Origin of the sequence: Micromonospora carbonacea, from assembly GCF_014205165.1 — a bacterium.
GTDB classification, from domain to species: domain Bacteria; phylum Actinomycetota; class Actinomycetes; order Mycobacteriales; family Micromonosporaceae; genus Micromonospora; species Micromonospora carbonacea.
The window spans coordinates 3,293,139-3,306,154 of record NZ_JACHMZ010000001.1; the positions used below are offsets into that span (position 1 = coordinate 3,293,139).

Below are 13,016 nucleotides of genomic sequence, written 5' to 3' on the forward strand. Positions count from 1 at the left end.
CAGCGGGACGTCAGGGCCGCCGCCACGGCCACCGCCACCGGCGGCGGCGAGGGCCGGGGCCGCGCGGCGGCGCAGCTGCCGGCCGCGCCGCCGCCACCGCCTGCGCGTGGGCGCGTTCCCGGTCGGCGCGCCACCCGGCGACCACCTCGTCGGCGTTGGCGGGACGCACGACGACCTGCGGGCCGGTCGGGTTGCGCAGCCAGGCGACGACCTCCCGGTTGAGGTCGGCGACGTACGCCCGCACGGCCGCCTCGGTGGGCAGCCCCCGCACCTCGTCGGGCAGCCGTTCGATCCTGCGGCGCAGCAGCAGCGGCGTGGGCAGCAGCAGGTCGCTGGGCAGCTTCTCACGATCCAGGAAGCTCTTGATCCACCACGACTCGTCGTAGGGCGTGCCCCGGCCCGGCAGCGGCTTGCCCGCACCGGGAAGGTTGTCGAACTCGCCGCGTTCCTGGGCGGTGCGGATCTGCGCCTCGGCCGCGGCCTCCCACCTGTCGCTCACCCGGCACCTCCCCGGCCCCACGGTACCCGTCCGGCCGTGTCGGTGACCGGGGCGCGGTGAGGTCGCGTGGTCCCGGTGCCCTAGCCCGCCGGGTAGAAGAGGAACAGTCTGCAGCCGGTGACGGTCGCGGGCACGTGCCACGATCCGGCCGGGGCGTGCAGGAACGTGCCCGCCGGGTAGTCGCGCGCGCCGTCGTGGAACGTGCCGTCGAGCACGTACACCTCTTCGGGGCCGGGCGTGTGGACGTCGCGGCGCGGCCACGACGAGCCGGGGTCCATCTCGAGCACGGCGGCCTGCGCGCCGTGCGGTCCCCGCCACAGCGGACGCAGCCGGACGCCGGGGAAGAGCTCGCGGACGGGGGCCGTCTCGACGCGTACGGCGGTGTAGCCCTCCTGGGCCAGGATCTCTGGATGCATGCCCTCCACGGTGCCGCCGGGGAGCCCCGCACGACAGCGGCGACGAGGACACCGTGGGGTACTTTCTCGCCATGCATCGCGTGGTCGCCCTGGTACGACCGGTGCAGTCGACGTTCGAGCTGGGCTGCGCCGCCGAGGTCTTCGGTACGGTGCCCCCTGGTACGCCCCGCCACTACGAGTTCGAGGTGTGCACGGAGAGGCCCGGGCAGGTGTCGACGTCAGCCGGGTACGCGCTGTCGGTGTCGCGGGATCTTTCGGCTCTCGATTCCGCGGACACCGTGGTGATCCCGGGCTGGGCGCCGGTGGAGGCGCCGCTGTCGGCACGGGTGCGCCGTGCGTTGCTGCGGGCCCACGCCCGGGGGGCGCGGCTCGTCACGATCTGCGGCGGCGTGTTCGCGCTGGCCCGTACCGGCCTGCTGGACGGCCGCTCGGCCACGACGCACTGGGCGCGTGCCGAGCAGTTGCGGCAGGAGTTCCCCCGGGTGCGCGTGGACGCGGAGGTGCTCTACGTCGATCACGGGGACGTGGCCACGAGCGCCGGCGCAGGCGCCGGCATCGACCTGTGCCTGCACCTCGTCGGGAAGGATCACGGGGTCGGGCACGCGGCGCTTGTCGCGCGGTACATGGTGATGCCACCGCACCGCGGCGGCGGCCAGACCCAGCCCGTGCTGACCGCGCCGGCCACGGACAGCCTGGACGGACTCCTGGAGTGGGCCGAGGCGCGTCTGGGAACGGCGTTGTCGGTGAGTGACCTTGCGGCGTATCTGCACGTCTCGCCCCGGACGCTGGCCCGACGGTTCGCCGAGCAGCTCGACACGAGCCCGGGCGCGTGGCTGCTGTCTCGCCGGGTGGCGCGGGCACGCACGCTGCTGGAGGAAACGGACCTGTCGGTGGAGGCCGTCGCGGTCCGGGTCGGCCTCACCTCGGCGGCGAATCTGCGCCGTCGCTTCCGGGTTCGGGTGGGCGCGACCCCGGGCGCCTACCGGCGGGCGTTCCGGGGCTCCGCGACCTGATGCCGCGCGCTGCTGCTCACCCTCGGGGGGCCGCGTGGCGGGCGTGGCGGTGCCCGTCGAGCGGGAACGGCGCCCGCGCGGGAAGCGTCTCCTGGAACGGGTAGCCGGCCTTCTCGGCGACCCGGCAGGAGGCGGTGTTGTCGACCTGGTGCAGCAGGTCCAGGCGGGTCAGGCCGGTCGCGGCGAACCGGGTGAACGCCCAGTCGGTGACCGCCTGCACGGCGCGCGGCGCGACGCCGCGCCCGCGGGCCCACGCGGCCGTCCAGTAGCCGACCTCGGCGTGCGGGCGGCCGGGCAGGACGTCCTTGAGGACGACCGTGGCGACGAGGCGGTCGCCGCCGGGGCGGGGTTCGCGTACGGCGAAGGCGAACCGGCGGCCGGCGGCCCAGCCCTGCCGGCTGCGGACCAGCCACCGGTGGGCGTCTCGGGCGTCGTCGACCGGACGCCGGGTCCAGTGGCGCAGCACCGGGTCGCGGTAGACCTCGATCAGCTCGGGAACGTCGCCGTCGCGCCAGGGGCGCAGCTCCAGCCCGCCGTGGTGGGGGGTCGCGGGGACCCGCAGGAGCATGGACATCCCCATAGTGTCGCCCGCCGCCGCGGCCGGCGTCGTCCCGTGGGCGGGCCGGGGTCAGGGCGTCCCGGGATGGCGGTGGCGGCGCACGAGGCCGGCGGCCAGCGGCGCGGCGTCGAGGTCACCGGCGGCGATCCGGCGGGCGACGGTGCGCCGCACGAGGCGGTCGGCCAGGGCGGGGGCGTGGCGGGCGACGGCCAGTTCGAGGCGGCCCCGGGCGGTGGTGGCCACGTCGCGCGGGGCGCGGCGGGCGGCGGCGGCGCGCAGGATCGCCGCGACGACGCCCTCGACGGGTTCGGGCCGGGACACCCCGTCCAGGGACAGTCCGGCGCGGGCGGTGCTGTCGTGGATGGGTGAGGCGACCATGCTGGGGTAGACGACGCTGACGCCGACGTGGGTGCCGACCTCCAGGCGCAGCGCGTCGGCGTACGCGACGAGGGCGCGTTTGCTGACCCCGTACGCGGCGGCCAGGGGCAGCGGCAGCACCGCCATCCGGCTGGCCACGAAGATCACCCGGCCGTGGTCGGCGACGAGGGCGGGCAGGGCGGCGGCGGTGGTGCGCCAGGCGGCGAGGAGGTTCACCTCGAGCTGTTGGCGCACGGTGTCGTCGGGGGGGAGTTCGGCGGGGGCGGGGCCGCCGACGCCGGCGTTGTTGACCAGCAGGTCGAGGCCGCCGAGCCGGTCGACGGCGGCGGTCACGGCGGCGGCGGTGCCGGCCGGGTCGGTCAGGTCGACGCCGAGCACCGGGGTGTCGGGGTGGTCGTGGGCGTGCAGGTCGAGGCCGACGACGTGGGCGCCGGCGGCGTGCAGGGCCGCGCACAGGCGCCGGCCGAAGGTGCCGCGCGCGCCGGTGACGAGGGCGCGGCGGCCGGTCAGGGCGGTCACGTCGCGTCCCGGGCGGCGCGGCGGGCGCCGGCGGCCAGTTCGCGGCCGAGCTGCGCCAGGTAGGTGTCGAAGTCGACGCGCATCGCCGGACGGCGGTGCCCCCACCGGGCGGTGGCGGCGCGCAGTTCGGCGCGGCAGGCGGCGCGTTGGGCCGCCGGGGCCGGTGGGGCGTACCGGCCGGCGAGGCGGGCGGCGACGAGGCGGGCCTGCGCCTCCAGCAGGGGAAACGCCGCCCCGGTGGACTGGGTCAGCCCGACGAAGGCCAGGCCGGGGGCGTCGAGGTGGAACACGTGCCGGTACAGCGGCAGGGTGTCGGGGCCGGCGCCGAGCAGCGCGGGGTCGAGGAACGGCATCTCGATGCGGTAGCCGGTGCACCAGACGACCAGGTCGACGGCGTCGACGCGGCCGTCGGCGAACTCGACCTCGTCGCCGTGGAACGCGGCGATGCCGGGGCGGGCCTCGATCGCGCCGTGGCTGAGCCGCGACAGCAGCGCGTCGGAGAGGGTGGGATGGTCCTGGAGGAGGCCGTGGGCGGGGGCGGGCAGCCCGTAGCGGGTGGGCGGGCCGACGGTGGCGGTGAGCAGGGCCTGGCTGATCCGTTGGCGCAGCCGCCAGGGCAGCCGCCGCGCGAGCGCCCCGTTGAGGGTGTCCGACGGACGGCCCAGCAGGTGCTTGGGCACCACCCACACGCCGCGGCGCAGCGACAGCAAGGTGCGTCGGGCGGTGTGGGAGGCGTCCACGGCGATGTCCATGGCGGAGTTGCCGCCGCCGACGACGAGGACCCGCCGGCCGGCGAGCTGCTCGGGGCCGCGGTAGGCGTGGCTGTGGAGCTGTTCGGCGGTGCTGTCGCCGGCGGGCGGGGGCTCGGGCGGGCGGGGCACCCGGTTGTGGCCGTTGGCGACGACGACGGCGGCGACGGTGACCTCGCTGACGCCGTCGGGGCCGGTGGCCCGCACGGTCCACCGGTCGTCGGGGCCACGGGTGACCCCGACGACGGTGTGCCGCAGCCGGACGGCGTCGAGGAGCCCGAAGCGCCGGGCGTAGTCGTGCAGGTAGCCGGCGACGCGGGTGTGGTGGGGGTAGTCGGGCCAGTGGGCGGGCATGGGGTGGTCGGCGAACTGCGTGCGGGTCCGGCTGGTGTTCAGGTGCAGGGTGCGGTAGGCGGGCGAGTCCGGCGCCCCGTACACCCACAGGCCGCCGACGGTGTCGGCCGTCTCGAAGGCCACGGCCGGCACGCCGGCGTCGGCGAGGGCCTTGAGGGTGGCCAGGCCGGCGGCGCCGGCGCCGATCACCGCGACCCGTGGGGACTGCCCCATGTCGTCGTCCTCCCCCACGTTAATCCAACACTCGATGGATAATGCGGGGGTCGATGGCCCGGCGTCAAGACGTCCGGCCCGCGCGGGCCGGTAATGCGGTCGACGCCGCCGCGCGCCGCGGTTACCTTACGGACCTCACGTCCCGTGGAGGTGTTCCGGATGCCCGTGTCGAGCGCGCCCGCCCAGCAGACCCCCGCCCCCGACGTGAGGAAACCGAGAAGTGGACCTGCCACGTAGCTTTGTCATCCGCGAACGCGACCACCGCATCCACAACCCCTTCACCGCCGAGAAGCTCGCCACCCTCGGGCGGGCGCTGCGCCTGCGGCCGGGCACGACCCTGCTCGACCTGGCCTGCGGCAGCGGCGAGATGCTCTGCCAGTGGAGCCGCGCCCACGGCGTGACCGGCACCGGGGTCGACATCAGCACCGCCTTCGTCGAGGCCGCCCGGGCCCGCGCCGCCGAGCTGGGCGTCGCCGGGCGGGTGACGTTCGTGCACGGCGACGCCGCCGCGTACACCGCCGACGCCGCGGTCGACGTCGCCGCCTGCGTCGGGGCGACCTGGATCGGCGGCGGCGTCGCGGGCACCATCGAGCTGCTCGAACGCGCCCTGCGCCCCGGCGGCCTGCTGCTGGTCGGCGAGCCGTTCTGGCAGGCCGACCCGCCCGACGAGGCGACGGTGGCGGCCTGCCACGCCACGGCCCGGGAGGACTTCCACGACCTGCCGGGCCTGGTCGCCCGCTACGGCCGGCTCGGCTTCGACCTGGTGGAGATGGTCCTCGCCGACGAGGACAGCTGGGACCGTTACGTCGCCGCGCAGTGGTTGTCGGTGCGCCGCTGGCTCGACGCCCACCCCGACGACGAGCTGGCCGGCGAGCTGCGCGCCGAGCTCGACGCCGCGCCGCAGCAGTACGTCCGCTACCAGCGGCCCCACCTCGGGTGGGGGGTGTTCGCGCTGATGCGGCGCTGACGATCCCGCCGGCGGCGCGCGGGCCGGTCCCGTGCGCCGCCGGCTATCGCGCGTCCGGTCGCCCGCCGGGCCAGTACAGGCCGTCGAGGAACCGGTGCACGAAGGCGCGGAACTCCCGGCGTTCCCGCTGCGCCGAGGCCGCGTCGGCGGCCAGCGCCACCACGTGCGCGTGCACGGCCCAGACCAGGCTGCGCACCGTGATGTGCGGGGTGGGCTCGACCAGCGCCCCGGCGTCCGCCGCGGCCCGCAGCAGCTGCTCCACCAGCTCGTACAGCGGCGCGGAGTACCGCTCGTCGAGGTCGGCGTGCCGGTGCGGCTCCAGCCAGCGGCGCAGCCACAGGGCGGTGGTCTGCGGGTGCTCCTGGAGGAAGTCCACGAACACGTCGACCAGGTCGTGCAGCGCCCCCCGGGCGGCGGCGGGCCCGGTGTCGAGGGCGTCGTGGGCCGCGCGCGTCGCCGCCCGCAGGGCGTCGCGTTCGGCGACGAACACCCGGGCGAAGCAGGCGTCGTAGAGCTGCGCCTTCGTGCCCGTGTGGTGGGAGACCGTGGCGACGTCGACGCCGGCGGCGGCGGCGACCTGCCGCAGCCCGACGGCGTCGAAGCCCCGGGCGGCGAACAGCGCGGTGGCGGCGGTCAGCACCACCTCGCGGGTGTCCCGGCTCTCGGAACGCCGGGGTCGGCCGGGCCGCCGTCGGGGCATGGTCATGGGCGCCATTGTCCCCCTACAATCCAGCGACCGTTGGATTTGGCGGCGGCGTGCCGCCGAGAGGACCCCACCATGACCGACCCGGCCCCCGCGCCACGGGCGGACCTGCCGCGCGGCCCGCTGCTCGGCTTCGCCGCCGGCTCCCTCGGCATGGGCGTGTGGGTCACCGTACCCGGCCTGCTGCTGCTGTACTTCCTCACCGACGTGCTCGCGGTGACGCCGTGGCTGGCCGGCCTGGTCCTGCTGGCCCCGAAGGTCGTCGACGTGCTGGCCCACCCGTGGGTCGGCCACCTCAGCGACGCCGGGTCGGCCCGCCGCGGCGACCGGCGGCGGCTGCTGCTGGCCGGCTGCGCCCTGCCGGCGGCGTTCGCCGCGCTGTTCGCGGTGCCCGGCGGCCTCGCCGGCGCGGCCGCAGCCGGGTGGGTCGCGGCCTGGTTCGTCGCCGGGAACCTGCTGTTCGCCGCCTACCAGGTGCCCTACCTGGCCACCCCGGCCGACCTGCGGATCGGCTACCACGAGCGGACCCGGCTGATGGCGTTCCGGATGGTGGTGCTCACCGCCGGGATCCTGGTCTCCGGGCTGCTCGCGCCGCTGCTGGCCGGCGGGGACGCCGCGACCCGCGGCGGCTACCAGCGGATGGGCCTGCTGCTGGGCGTCGCCGCCGGCGTCGCCATGCTGGCCGGGGTCGCCGGCATCGGCCGGCTGCGCCGGCGCGCCGGCGTCACCGCGCACCGCCACGCGCCGGGCGGCTGGCCGGCGCTGGCGGCGGCGCTGCGCGACGGGCAGTTCCGCTGGCTGGTCGCCGCCTACCTGGCGATGTCCACCACGACACACCTGGTGCTGGCCGGGGTGCCGTACTACGCCGAGTACGAGCTGGGCCGCCCGGCGCTGACCACGGTGCTGGTCGCCGCGTTCGTCGCCCCGGCGCTGCTGGTCACCCCGGTGTGGCTGGCTGCGGCCCGCCGCGTCGGCAAGCAGCGGGCCCTGCTGGTCGCGCAGGGCGCGTTCGCGGCCGGATCGCTGGTCCTGGCCGCAGGTGCCCCCGCCGGCCTGCCCGTCCTGGTCGCGGCGGTGACGGTGCTCGGCATCGCGTTCGCCGGCATGCAGCTGCTGCCGTTCGCGATGATGCCCGACGTCATCCGCGCCGCCGGCGGCACCGGCGCGGGCACCTACGCCGGGGTGTGGACGGCCACCGAGGCCACCGGCGCGGCGCTGGGCCCCTACGCGTTCGCGCTGTGCCTGACCGCCGGCGGGTTCGTCGCCTCCACCGGCGGTCAGGTCGTCGACCAGTCGGACGCGGCCGGGGCCGCGATCCGCTACGGATTCGGGCTGCTGCCGGCCGCGCTGATGCTCGCCGCGGTGCTGCTGCAACGCCGCTACACCCTCGACGGCGCGGCCCGCGCCGCCGGCTGACGCGCAAGCAGGGGCCCCTTGTTATCGCCTCCGGTAGAGCAGGGGTCCCTTGTTAACCACCTGCCGCCGCAGGCCCGGCCAGGCCGGGCGGCCACCGCCGTTAGACTTCCGCCTCGATGGACGACCAGCCCTCCCCCGCCGCCGACATCCGCCCCTGCGCCCACTGCGGGCGCGACGTGCCGCAGCGGGCCGGCGCGGGCCGGCCGTTCCGCTACTGCCGCGACAACGACGGCGCCTGCCAGCGGGCCTCGCGCAACAGCCGGATGCGGCACCGCAACGCCCCCGGCCTGCCCGGTCAGGTGGCCCGCACCTGGGAGGCGGTGGACCGCCTCGACCAGATCGTGCAGACCCTCACCGAGGCGTTGCACGCCGAGCTGTCCCCGGCGGGGGTGCAGCGGCAGCTGGCCCAGCTGCGCGCGGAGACCGCCGCGGAACTCGCCCAGGCGCACACCGAACGCGACGAGGCCCGCCGCGACGCCCAGGACGCGGCGGCGGCCGCCGCCCGCGCCGGCCAGCAGGCCCGCACCGCCACCGCCGAACGCGACGCCGCCGTCGCCCGCGCCGACTCGGCGCTGGCCGACGCGGCCGCCGACCGGCAGCGGGCCGCCGCCGCCGAGGCGGCCCGCGACGCCGCACGCCGCGACGCGGACGCGGCGCAGGCGCTGCGGGTGCAGGCCGAACGGGACCGCGACGCGGCCCGCCACGAGCTGCGCACGGTGCGCGGCGAACGCGACGCCGAGCGGCAACGCGCCGCCGACCTGGGCGTCGAACGCGACGCCGCCCGGGAGGCCGCGCGCCGCGACGCCGAGGCCGCGGCGCAGGCCCGCCAGCGGGCCGAGCAGGCCGACGCGCAGGCCCGGCAGGCCCTCGCCGACGCCCGCAGCGCCGCGCTGGGCGCCGACGCCGCCCGCGCCGACGCGCAGCGGGCCCGCGAGCAGGCCGACCGGCTGCGCGCCGACACCGCCGACGCGCGCCGCGACGCCGAGGCCGCCCGGGCGCAGGCGCAGGCCGCCCGCCAGGACGCGGCGGCGCTGGCGGCGCGGCTGGCCGAGGCCACCGCCGCCCTCGACGCGGCCACCGGCCAGGCGGCGGCCGCGCGGGAGGCCGCCGCCGCCGTCGAGGGCCGCCTCGGTGAGCTGGAGGTACGGCTGCGCGCGGCCGAGGCCGAACGCGACGCCGCGCAGCGCCGCTCGGCGCAACTGGTCGACCAGGTCAGCGACCTCGCCACCGCGCTGGCCCGGTTGGGGTCCCCGCCGCGCTGACGGCGCTGGTGGGCGCGGCGACCGGCGCGTCACCGGGCGGCGCCGCCCGCGCCCGCGCGGGAATGGGTAGCATCCCCGGTGAGCCGCCGGACACCTCCACCGATTCGCCCGGCCGGGACGACCCCGCCGGGCACCTGGCGTGGCCGGCTACCCTTGCAGGGGCGGCGGGGCTCGCCGCGTCCCGCCGGCCGGCGGGGTGTGGCCCGGCGGGGCGGGAATGACCCGGCCGACAGACACCGTTGGACCTGAAGGCCACCACCACGAACGAGGGGAAGTCGATCATGGGCGAGCGTATGCTGCGCGGAAGCCGTCTGGGCGCGGTCAGCTACGAATCCGACCGCAACACGGAGCTCGCGCCGCGTCAGACCCGCGAGTACCTCTGCGCCAAGGGCCACCAGTTCGAGGTGCCGTTCGCCGTCGACGCCGAGGTCCCCACGACCTGGGAGTGCAAGTTCGACGGCAGCGTCGCCCGCCTGGTCGACGGCACTGAGCCGGAGCAGAAGAAGGCCAAGCCGCCGCGCACCCACTGGGACATGCTGCTGGAGCGCCGTTCCATCGCCGAGCTGGAGGACATCCTCGCCGAACGGCTCCAGGAGGTTCGCACCCGCCGCGGCCGCGCCTGACCCACCGCCGACGACGCCCCCGCAGGGATCATCCCCGCGGGGGCGTTTCGCGTCTGCGACCGGCTACCGGTCGACGATCTCACCCTCGATGGCCGCGCCGCTGTCGACCACCGTCGGCGCGGCCCGTCCCGGCTCCGTCGGCTCGGGCTGCCCGGACGGTGGCGCGTCGCCGCGGCGCACCCGCACCCGCCGCGGCCCGAACAGGTCACCGGCCACCATCGACGACACCCGCCGCTCCGTGGCCCGGCGCACCCCCGCGCCCGCCAGCCGCCGCACCGGCGGCACCAGCAGCACCAACCCCACCACCCCGGAGACCAGGCCCGGCGCCGCCAGCAGCAGCGCCCCCAACAGGCCCACCAGCCCGTCGGTGACCTGCGGGCCCGGCGGCGCGCCCGCCTGCGCGGCAGCCCGGAACCCCCGCCACGCGCGCATGCCCTCCCGGCGCAGCAGCACCAACCCCAGCAGCGACGCCGCGAACACCAGCAGCACCGCCGAGCCGAACCCGACCGCCCGGCCGACACCCACGAACACCGCCAGCTCCACCAACACGGCCGCCAACGCGGCCAACGGCACGAACCTCAGTCCTCGGCGCATCTCACCCCATCGCCCCGTCGCGTCCCACCCGGTCCCGCAAGCATGACACGCCGCCGCTCACGGCCACCGCACCTGACCGTCGCCGTGCAGGCCCCGCCGCCACGCCGCCCGCCGATCCTGCACCGCCCACACGCTGACCCGCCACAACGCCTCCGCCACGATCAACCCGCTCATCTTGCTCGCCCCCCGCTGACGCTCCGCGAACGTGATCGGCACCTCCACGATCCGCGCCCCCGCCCGATGCGCCAACCGCGACAACTCCACCTGGAACGAATACCCCTGCGAACACACCGACCCCAGGTCCACCGCGTCCAACACCCCCAACCGGTACACCCGGTACCCGCCCGTCGCGTCCGTCACCGGCATCCCCAACGCCACCCGCGTGTACAGGTTCCCGCACCGCGACAGCAGCAGCCGCCGCAGCGGCCACCCCACCACCCGCGCGCCCCGGCACCACCGCGACCCGATCACCACGTCCGCGTCGGCGGCCGCGGCCAACAACCTCGGCAGGTCCTCCGGCGCGTGGGAACCGTCGGCGTCCATCTCCACCACCGCGTCGTAGCCGCGTTCCCGCGCCCACGCGAACCCCGCCAGATACGCCGCGCCGAGCCCCTCCTTACCGGCCCGGTGCAGCACGTGCACCCGCCCGTCGCAGGCTGCCAGGGCGTCGGCGAGGACCCCCGTGCCGTCGGGGCTGGCGTCGTCGGCGACCAACACGTCCACCTCCGGGACGGCGGCCCGCACCCGCGCCACGATCGACGTCACGTTGTCGGCCTCGTTGTAGGTGGGGATGACCACCAGCACCCGCCGCAGCGGCGCCCGGCCCGCCCGTGCTCGCACGCCCACCGCTGCACCCACCGTTCCCGCCGGCACCGCCGGCGCATCCGTCAGCCCACCGTCACTCGGGACCGTTCGGCGCCCGAGCGCCGCCGGCGCAGCACCGCCGCACCGGCCACCACGGCCACCGCCACCGCGACCAACGCCACCTCCGGCCACACCCCGACCCGGGTGGCCAGGGTGCGCCCGTCACCGAGGCGCAGCTGCCGCGACACCACGGCGCGGGTGTTGAACCCGGTGGCGTCGGATACCCGCCCGTCGGCGCCCACGAACCCGGACACCCCCACCGTCGACGCCATCAACGACGCACGGCCGTGCTCCACCGCCCGTACCCGCACCATCGCCAACTGCTGGCGGGCCTCCGCCACGTCGAACGTCGCGTTGTTCGTCTGCACCACCAGCAGCTGTGCGCCGCCGGTGACCGTGTCCCGCACCAACCCGTCGTAGGCCACCTCGAAACAGATCACGTCACCCACGGTCACCGCACCCGCGTCGACGACCCCCGGCCGGTCACCGGCCACCATGTCGCTGCGGACCCGGTCGACCTCCTTGCTGACCATCCGCGCCACGTCCCGCAACGGCACGTACTCCGCGAACGGCACCGGATGCCGCTTCGTGTACATCTGCTCCAGATCCGGCCCGGCCCCCGGCCGCCACAGGATCCCCGCGTTCTGGCTCTGCCCCGGCCCCGGACCCACCAGCACCGCGCCCACCAGGATCGGCGCCCGCACCGCCGCCGCCGCCACACCGATGCGCTCACCGGCCGCCGCACTGCGCAACGGGTCGATGTCGCTGGCGTTCTCCGGCCACACCACCAGGTCCGGCTGCGGGCGCTGCCCGGCCGCCACCTGCGCCGCCAGGTCCAACGTCGCCTGCACATGATTGTTCAGCACCGCCTGCCGCTGGGCGTTGAAGTCCAACCCCAACCGCGGCACGTTGCCCTGCACCACCGCCACCGTCACCGTCGCCCCACCACCGGCGACCCCCACCGGCACCAGCCACCCCACCGACAGCACCGCCACCGCCGCGACCGCCGGCCCCACCGCCGCCCACCGCGCCCGCGCCCCGGCCCGCCACGGCCGCCACAGCGCCGCCACCACCAGCCCACCCGCCACGGCCACCGCGAACGTCACCAGCGGCGCCCCACCCCACGCCGCCAACCGCAGCGTCGGCGCATCGCCCTGGCTGAACGCCAACCGGCCCCACGGGAACCCCCCGAACGGGGCCCGCGACCGCAGCGCCTCCTGCGCCACCCACAACACCCCGGTCACCGCCGGCCACGCCCACCGCCACCGGTCCACCACCGGCGACACCCACGCCGAGGCGGCACCCAGCAACGCCACCACCGCCGCCTGCGACAGCGACAACAACACCCACGGCAGCATCCCCGTGTGCAGGTTCGTCCACTCCAGCAGCGGCGCGAACAACGCCAGCCCCGCCAGGAAACCCAACCCCGCGCCCGCGCGCACCCGACGCCGGTGCGCCGCCGCCGCCAGCAACGCCACCCCCACCGGGGCCGCCACCCACCAGTCGTACGGGGGGAACGCCACCAGCAGCACCAACCCGGCCGCCACCGCCGCCGGCACGGCCACCCGCAACGGCAACGGCCCTGCGGCCGGACGCGCCACCGGCGCAGACGACGGGTCCTGCGCGACAGCCGTCACCGGCATCTCACCTGCGATCACACCGCCGAAGGCTACCCGCACCACCGCGTCGCCCCGGCGACAGACGCCACCTGAGAAACGGAAATCGGGGCACGGCCTACGCCGCACCCCGATGCTCCCAGGCCCTTCCCGGCCGGTGGGGCGAGGATCAGGCACCACGACCTTCGGACCGACCCGACGGGAAACTGGCTGCCCCCGCCTGGCCGTTGTCTACTGGCCGCGCACCTCACCCTGCCCGTACACCGGTAAC

14 protein-coding genes are annotated in these 13,016 nt (G+C 76.8%); 5 read left to right on the forward strand and 9 right to left on the reverse strand.

Features of this window, described 5'->3' with window-relative positions; all coding sequences use genetic code 11:
- Positions 1-10: 10 nt before the first annotated feature.
- A complete protein-coding gene (locus HDA31_RS14325; protein WP_178065453.1) occupies positions 11-499 on the reverse strand; it encodes a DnaJ family domain-containing protein in 489 nt (162 codons plus the stop codon).
- Between the two features lie 80 nt (positions 500-579).
- Positions 580-915 carry a cupin domain-containing protein gene (locus HDA31_RS14330; protein WP_178065454.1) on the reverse strand — a complete coding sequence of 112 codons (336 nt, stop codon included), beginning with the start codon at positions 913-915 and terminating at the stop codon, positions 580-582.
- Positions 916-986: 71 nt separating this feature from the next.
- Here HDA31_RS14330 and HDA31_RS14335 point away from each other — a divergent pair, with 71 nt between their 5' ends.
- Entirely contained in the window at positions 987-1,928 is a 942-nt protein-coding gene (locus HDA31_RS14335) for a GlxA family transcriptional regulator (RefSeq protein WP_178065455.1), read from the forward strand.
- A gap of 16 nt (positions 1,929-1,944) precedes the next feature.
- On the opposite strand, the gene HDA31_RS14340 is transcribed toward HDA31_RS14335, so the two are convergent.
- Genes HDA31_RS14340 through HDA31_RS14350 form a run of 3 tightly spaced genes read right to left on the reverse strand, consistent with a single transcriptional unit; the run spans position 1,945 to position 4,700 of the window.
- Positions 1,945-2,502: a GNAT family N-acetyltransferase gene (locus HDA31_RS14340; RefSeq protein WP_178065456.1), complete on the reverse strand. Its 558-nt coding sequence runs from the start codon at positions 2,500-2,502 to the stop codon at positions 1,945-1,947.
- A 54-nt stretch (positions 2,503-2,556) separates the two neighbouring features.
- On the reverse strand, positions 2,557-3,384 hold the full coding sequence (locus tag HDA31_RS14345; RefSeq protein ID WP_178065457.1) for an SDR family NAD(P)-dependent oxidoreductase: 828 nt from the start codon (positions 3,382-3,384) through the stop codon (positions 2,557-2,559).
- Positions 3,381-4,700 (reverse strand): flavin-containing monooxygenase, encoded by a 1,320-nt coding sequence (locus HDA31_RS14350; protein WP_178065458.1) that lies wholly within the window; start codon positions 4,698-4,700, stop codon positions 3,381-3,383. Before HDA31_RS14350 ends, HDA31_RS14345 begins: the two co-directional genes overlap by 4 nt.
- Before the next feature lie 220 nt (positions 4,701-4,920).
- On the opposite strand from HDA31_RS14350, the gene HDA31_RS14355 reads away from it, so the two are divergent.
- The gene (locus HDA31_RS14355; protein WP_178065459.1) at positions 4,921-5,667 is read left to right on the forward strand and encodes an SAM-dependent methyltransferase; all 747 of its coding nucleotides are present in this window, start codon (positions 4,921-4,923) and stop codon (positions 5,665-5,667) included.
- Between the two features lie 43 nt (positions 5,668-5,710).
- Here the strand turns inward: HDA31_RS14355 and HDA31_RS14360 are convergent, their stop codons facing one another.
- Complete coding sequence (locus HDA31_RS14360; protein ID WP_376701384.1) at positions 5,711-6,373, reverse strand: TetR family transcriptional regulator; 663 nt, start codon at positions 6,371-6,373, stop codon at positions 5,711-5,713.
- A gap of 72 nt (positions 6,374-6,445) precedes the next feature.
- Here HDA31_RS14360 and HDA31_RS14365 point away from each other — a divergent pair, with 72 nt between their 5' ends.
- The 3 genes from HDA31_RS14365 (at position 6,446) to HDA31_RS14375 (ending at position 9,671) form a co-directional block, all read left to right on the forward strand.
- Positions 6,446-7,786 carry an MFS transporter gene (locus HDA31_RS14365; protein ID WP_178065460.1) on the forward strand — a complete coding sequence of 447 codons (1,341 nt, stop codon included), beginning with the start codon at positions 6,446-6,448 and terminating at the stop codon, positions 7,784-7,786.
- A 116-nt stretch (positions 7,787-7,902) separates the two neighbouring features.
- Positions 7,903-9,048: a hypothetical protein gene (locus HDA31_RS14370; RefSeq protein WP_178065461.1), complete on the forward strand. Its 1,146-nt coding sequence runs from the start codon at positions 7,903-7,905 to the stop codon at positions 9,046-9,048.
- A gap of 281 nt (positions 9,049-9,329) precedes the next feature.
- Complete coding sequence (locus tag HDA31_RS14375; RefSeq protein WP_007070998.1) at positions 9,330-9,671, forward strand: RNA polymerase-binding protein RbpA; 342 nt, start codon at positions 9,330-9,332, stop codon at positions 9,669-9,671.
- Between the two features lie 63 nt (positions 9,672-9,734).
- On the opposite strand, the gene HDA31_RS14380 is transcribed toward HDA31_RS14375, so the two are convergent.
- From HDA31_RS14380 to lnt, 3 genes are read right to left on the reverse strand one after another with little or no spacing between them, the layout of a single operon-like run.
- A complete protein-coding gene (locus HDA31_RS14380) occupies positions 9,735-10,265 on the reverse strand; it encodes an FxsA family protein (protein WP_178065462.1) in 531 nt (176 codons plus the stop codon).
- 57 nt (positions 10,266-10,322) lie between these two features.
- Entirely contained in the window at positions 10,323-11,111 is a 789-nt protein-coding gene (locus tag HDA31_RS14385) for a polyprenol monophosphomannose synthase (RefSeq protein ID WP_376701385.1), read from the reverse strand.
- Between the two features lie 41 nt (positions 11,112-11,152).
- On the reverse strand, positions 11,153-12,772 hold the full coding sequence (lnt, locus tag HDA31_RS14390; RefSeq protein ID WP_178067576.1) for an apolipoprotein N-acyltransferase: 1,620 nt from the start codon (positions 12,770-12,772) through the stop codon (positions 11,153-11,155).
- Positions 12,773-13,016 lie beyond the last annotated feature (244 nt).

Coding starts and splice junctions, on each gene's coding strand:
- HDA31_RS14330 (WP_178065454.1), bottom strand. CDS start 915: ATGCATCCAGAGATCCTGGCCCAGGAGGGCTACACCGCCGTACGCGTC.
- HDA31_RS14335 (WP_178065455.1), top strand. CDS start 987: ATGCATCGCGTGGTCGCCCTGGTACGACCGGTGCAGTCGACGTTCGAG.
- HDA31_RS14340 (WP_178065456.1), bottom strand. CDS start 2,502: ATGTCCATGCTCCTGCGGGTCCCCGCGACCCCCCACCACGGCGGGCTG.
- HDA31_RS14350 (WP_178065458.1), bottom strand. CDS start 4,700: ATGGGGCAGTCCCCACGGGTCGCGGTGATCGGCGCCGGCGCCGCCGGC.
- HDA31_RS14360 (WP_376701384.1), bottom strand. CDS start 6,373: ATGACCATGCCCCGACGGCGGCCCGGCCGACCCCGGCGTTCCGAGAGC.
- HDA31_RS14365 (WP_178065460.1), top strand. CDS start 6,446: ATGACCGACCCGGCCCCCGCGCCACGGGCGGACCTGCCGCGCGGCCCG.
- HDA31_RS14370 (WP_178065461.1), top strand. CDS start 7,903: ATGGACGACCAGCCCTCCCCCGCCGCCGACATCCGCCCCTGCGCCCAC.
- HDA31_RS14375 (WP_007070998.1), top strand. CDS start 9,330: ATGGGCGAGCGTATGCTGCGCGGAAGCCGTCTGGGCGCGGTCAGCTAC.
- HDA31_RS14380 (WP_178065462.1), bottom strand. CDS start 10,265: ATGCGCCGAGGACTGAGGTTCGTGCCGTTGGCCGCGTTGGCGGCCGTG.
- lnt (WP_178067576.1), bottom strand. CDS start 12,772: ATGCCGGTGACGGCTGTCGCGCAGGACCCGTCGTCTGCGCCGGTGGCG.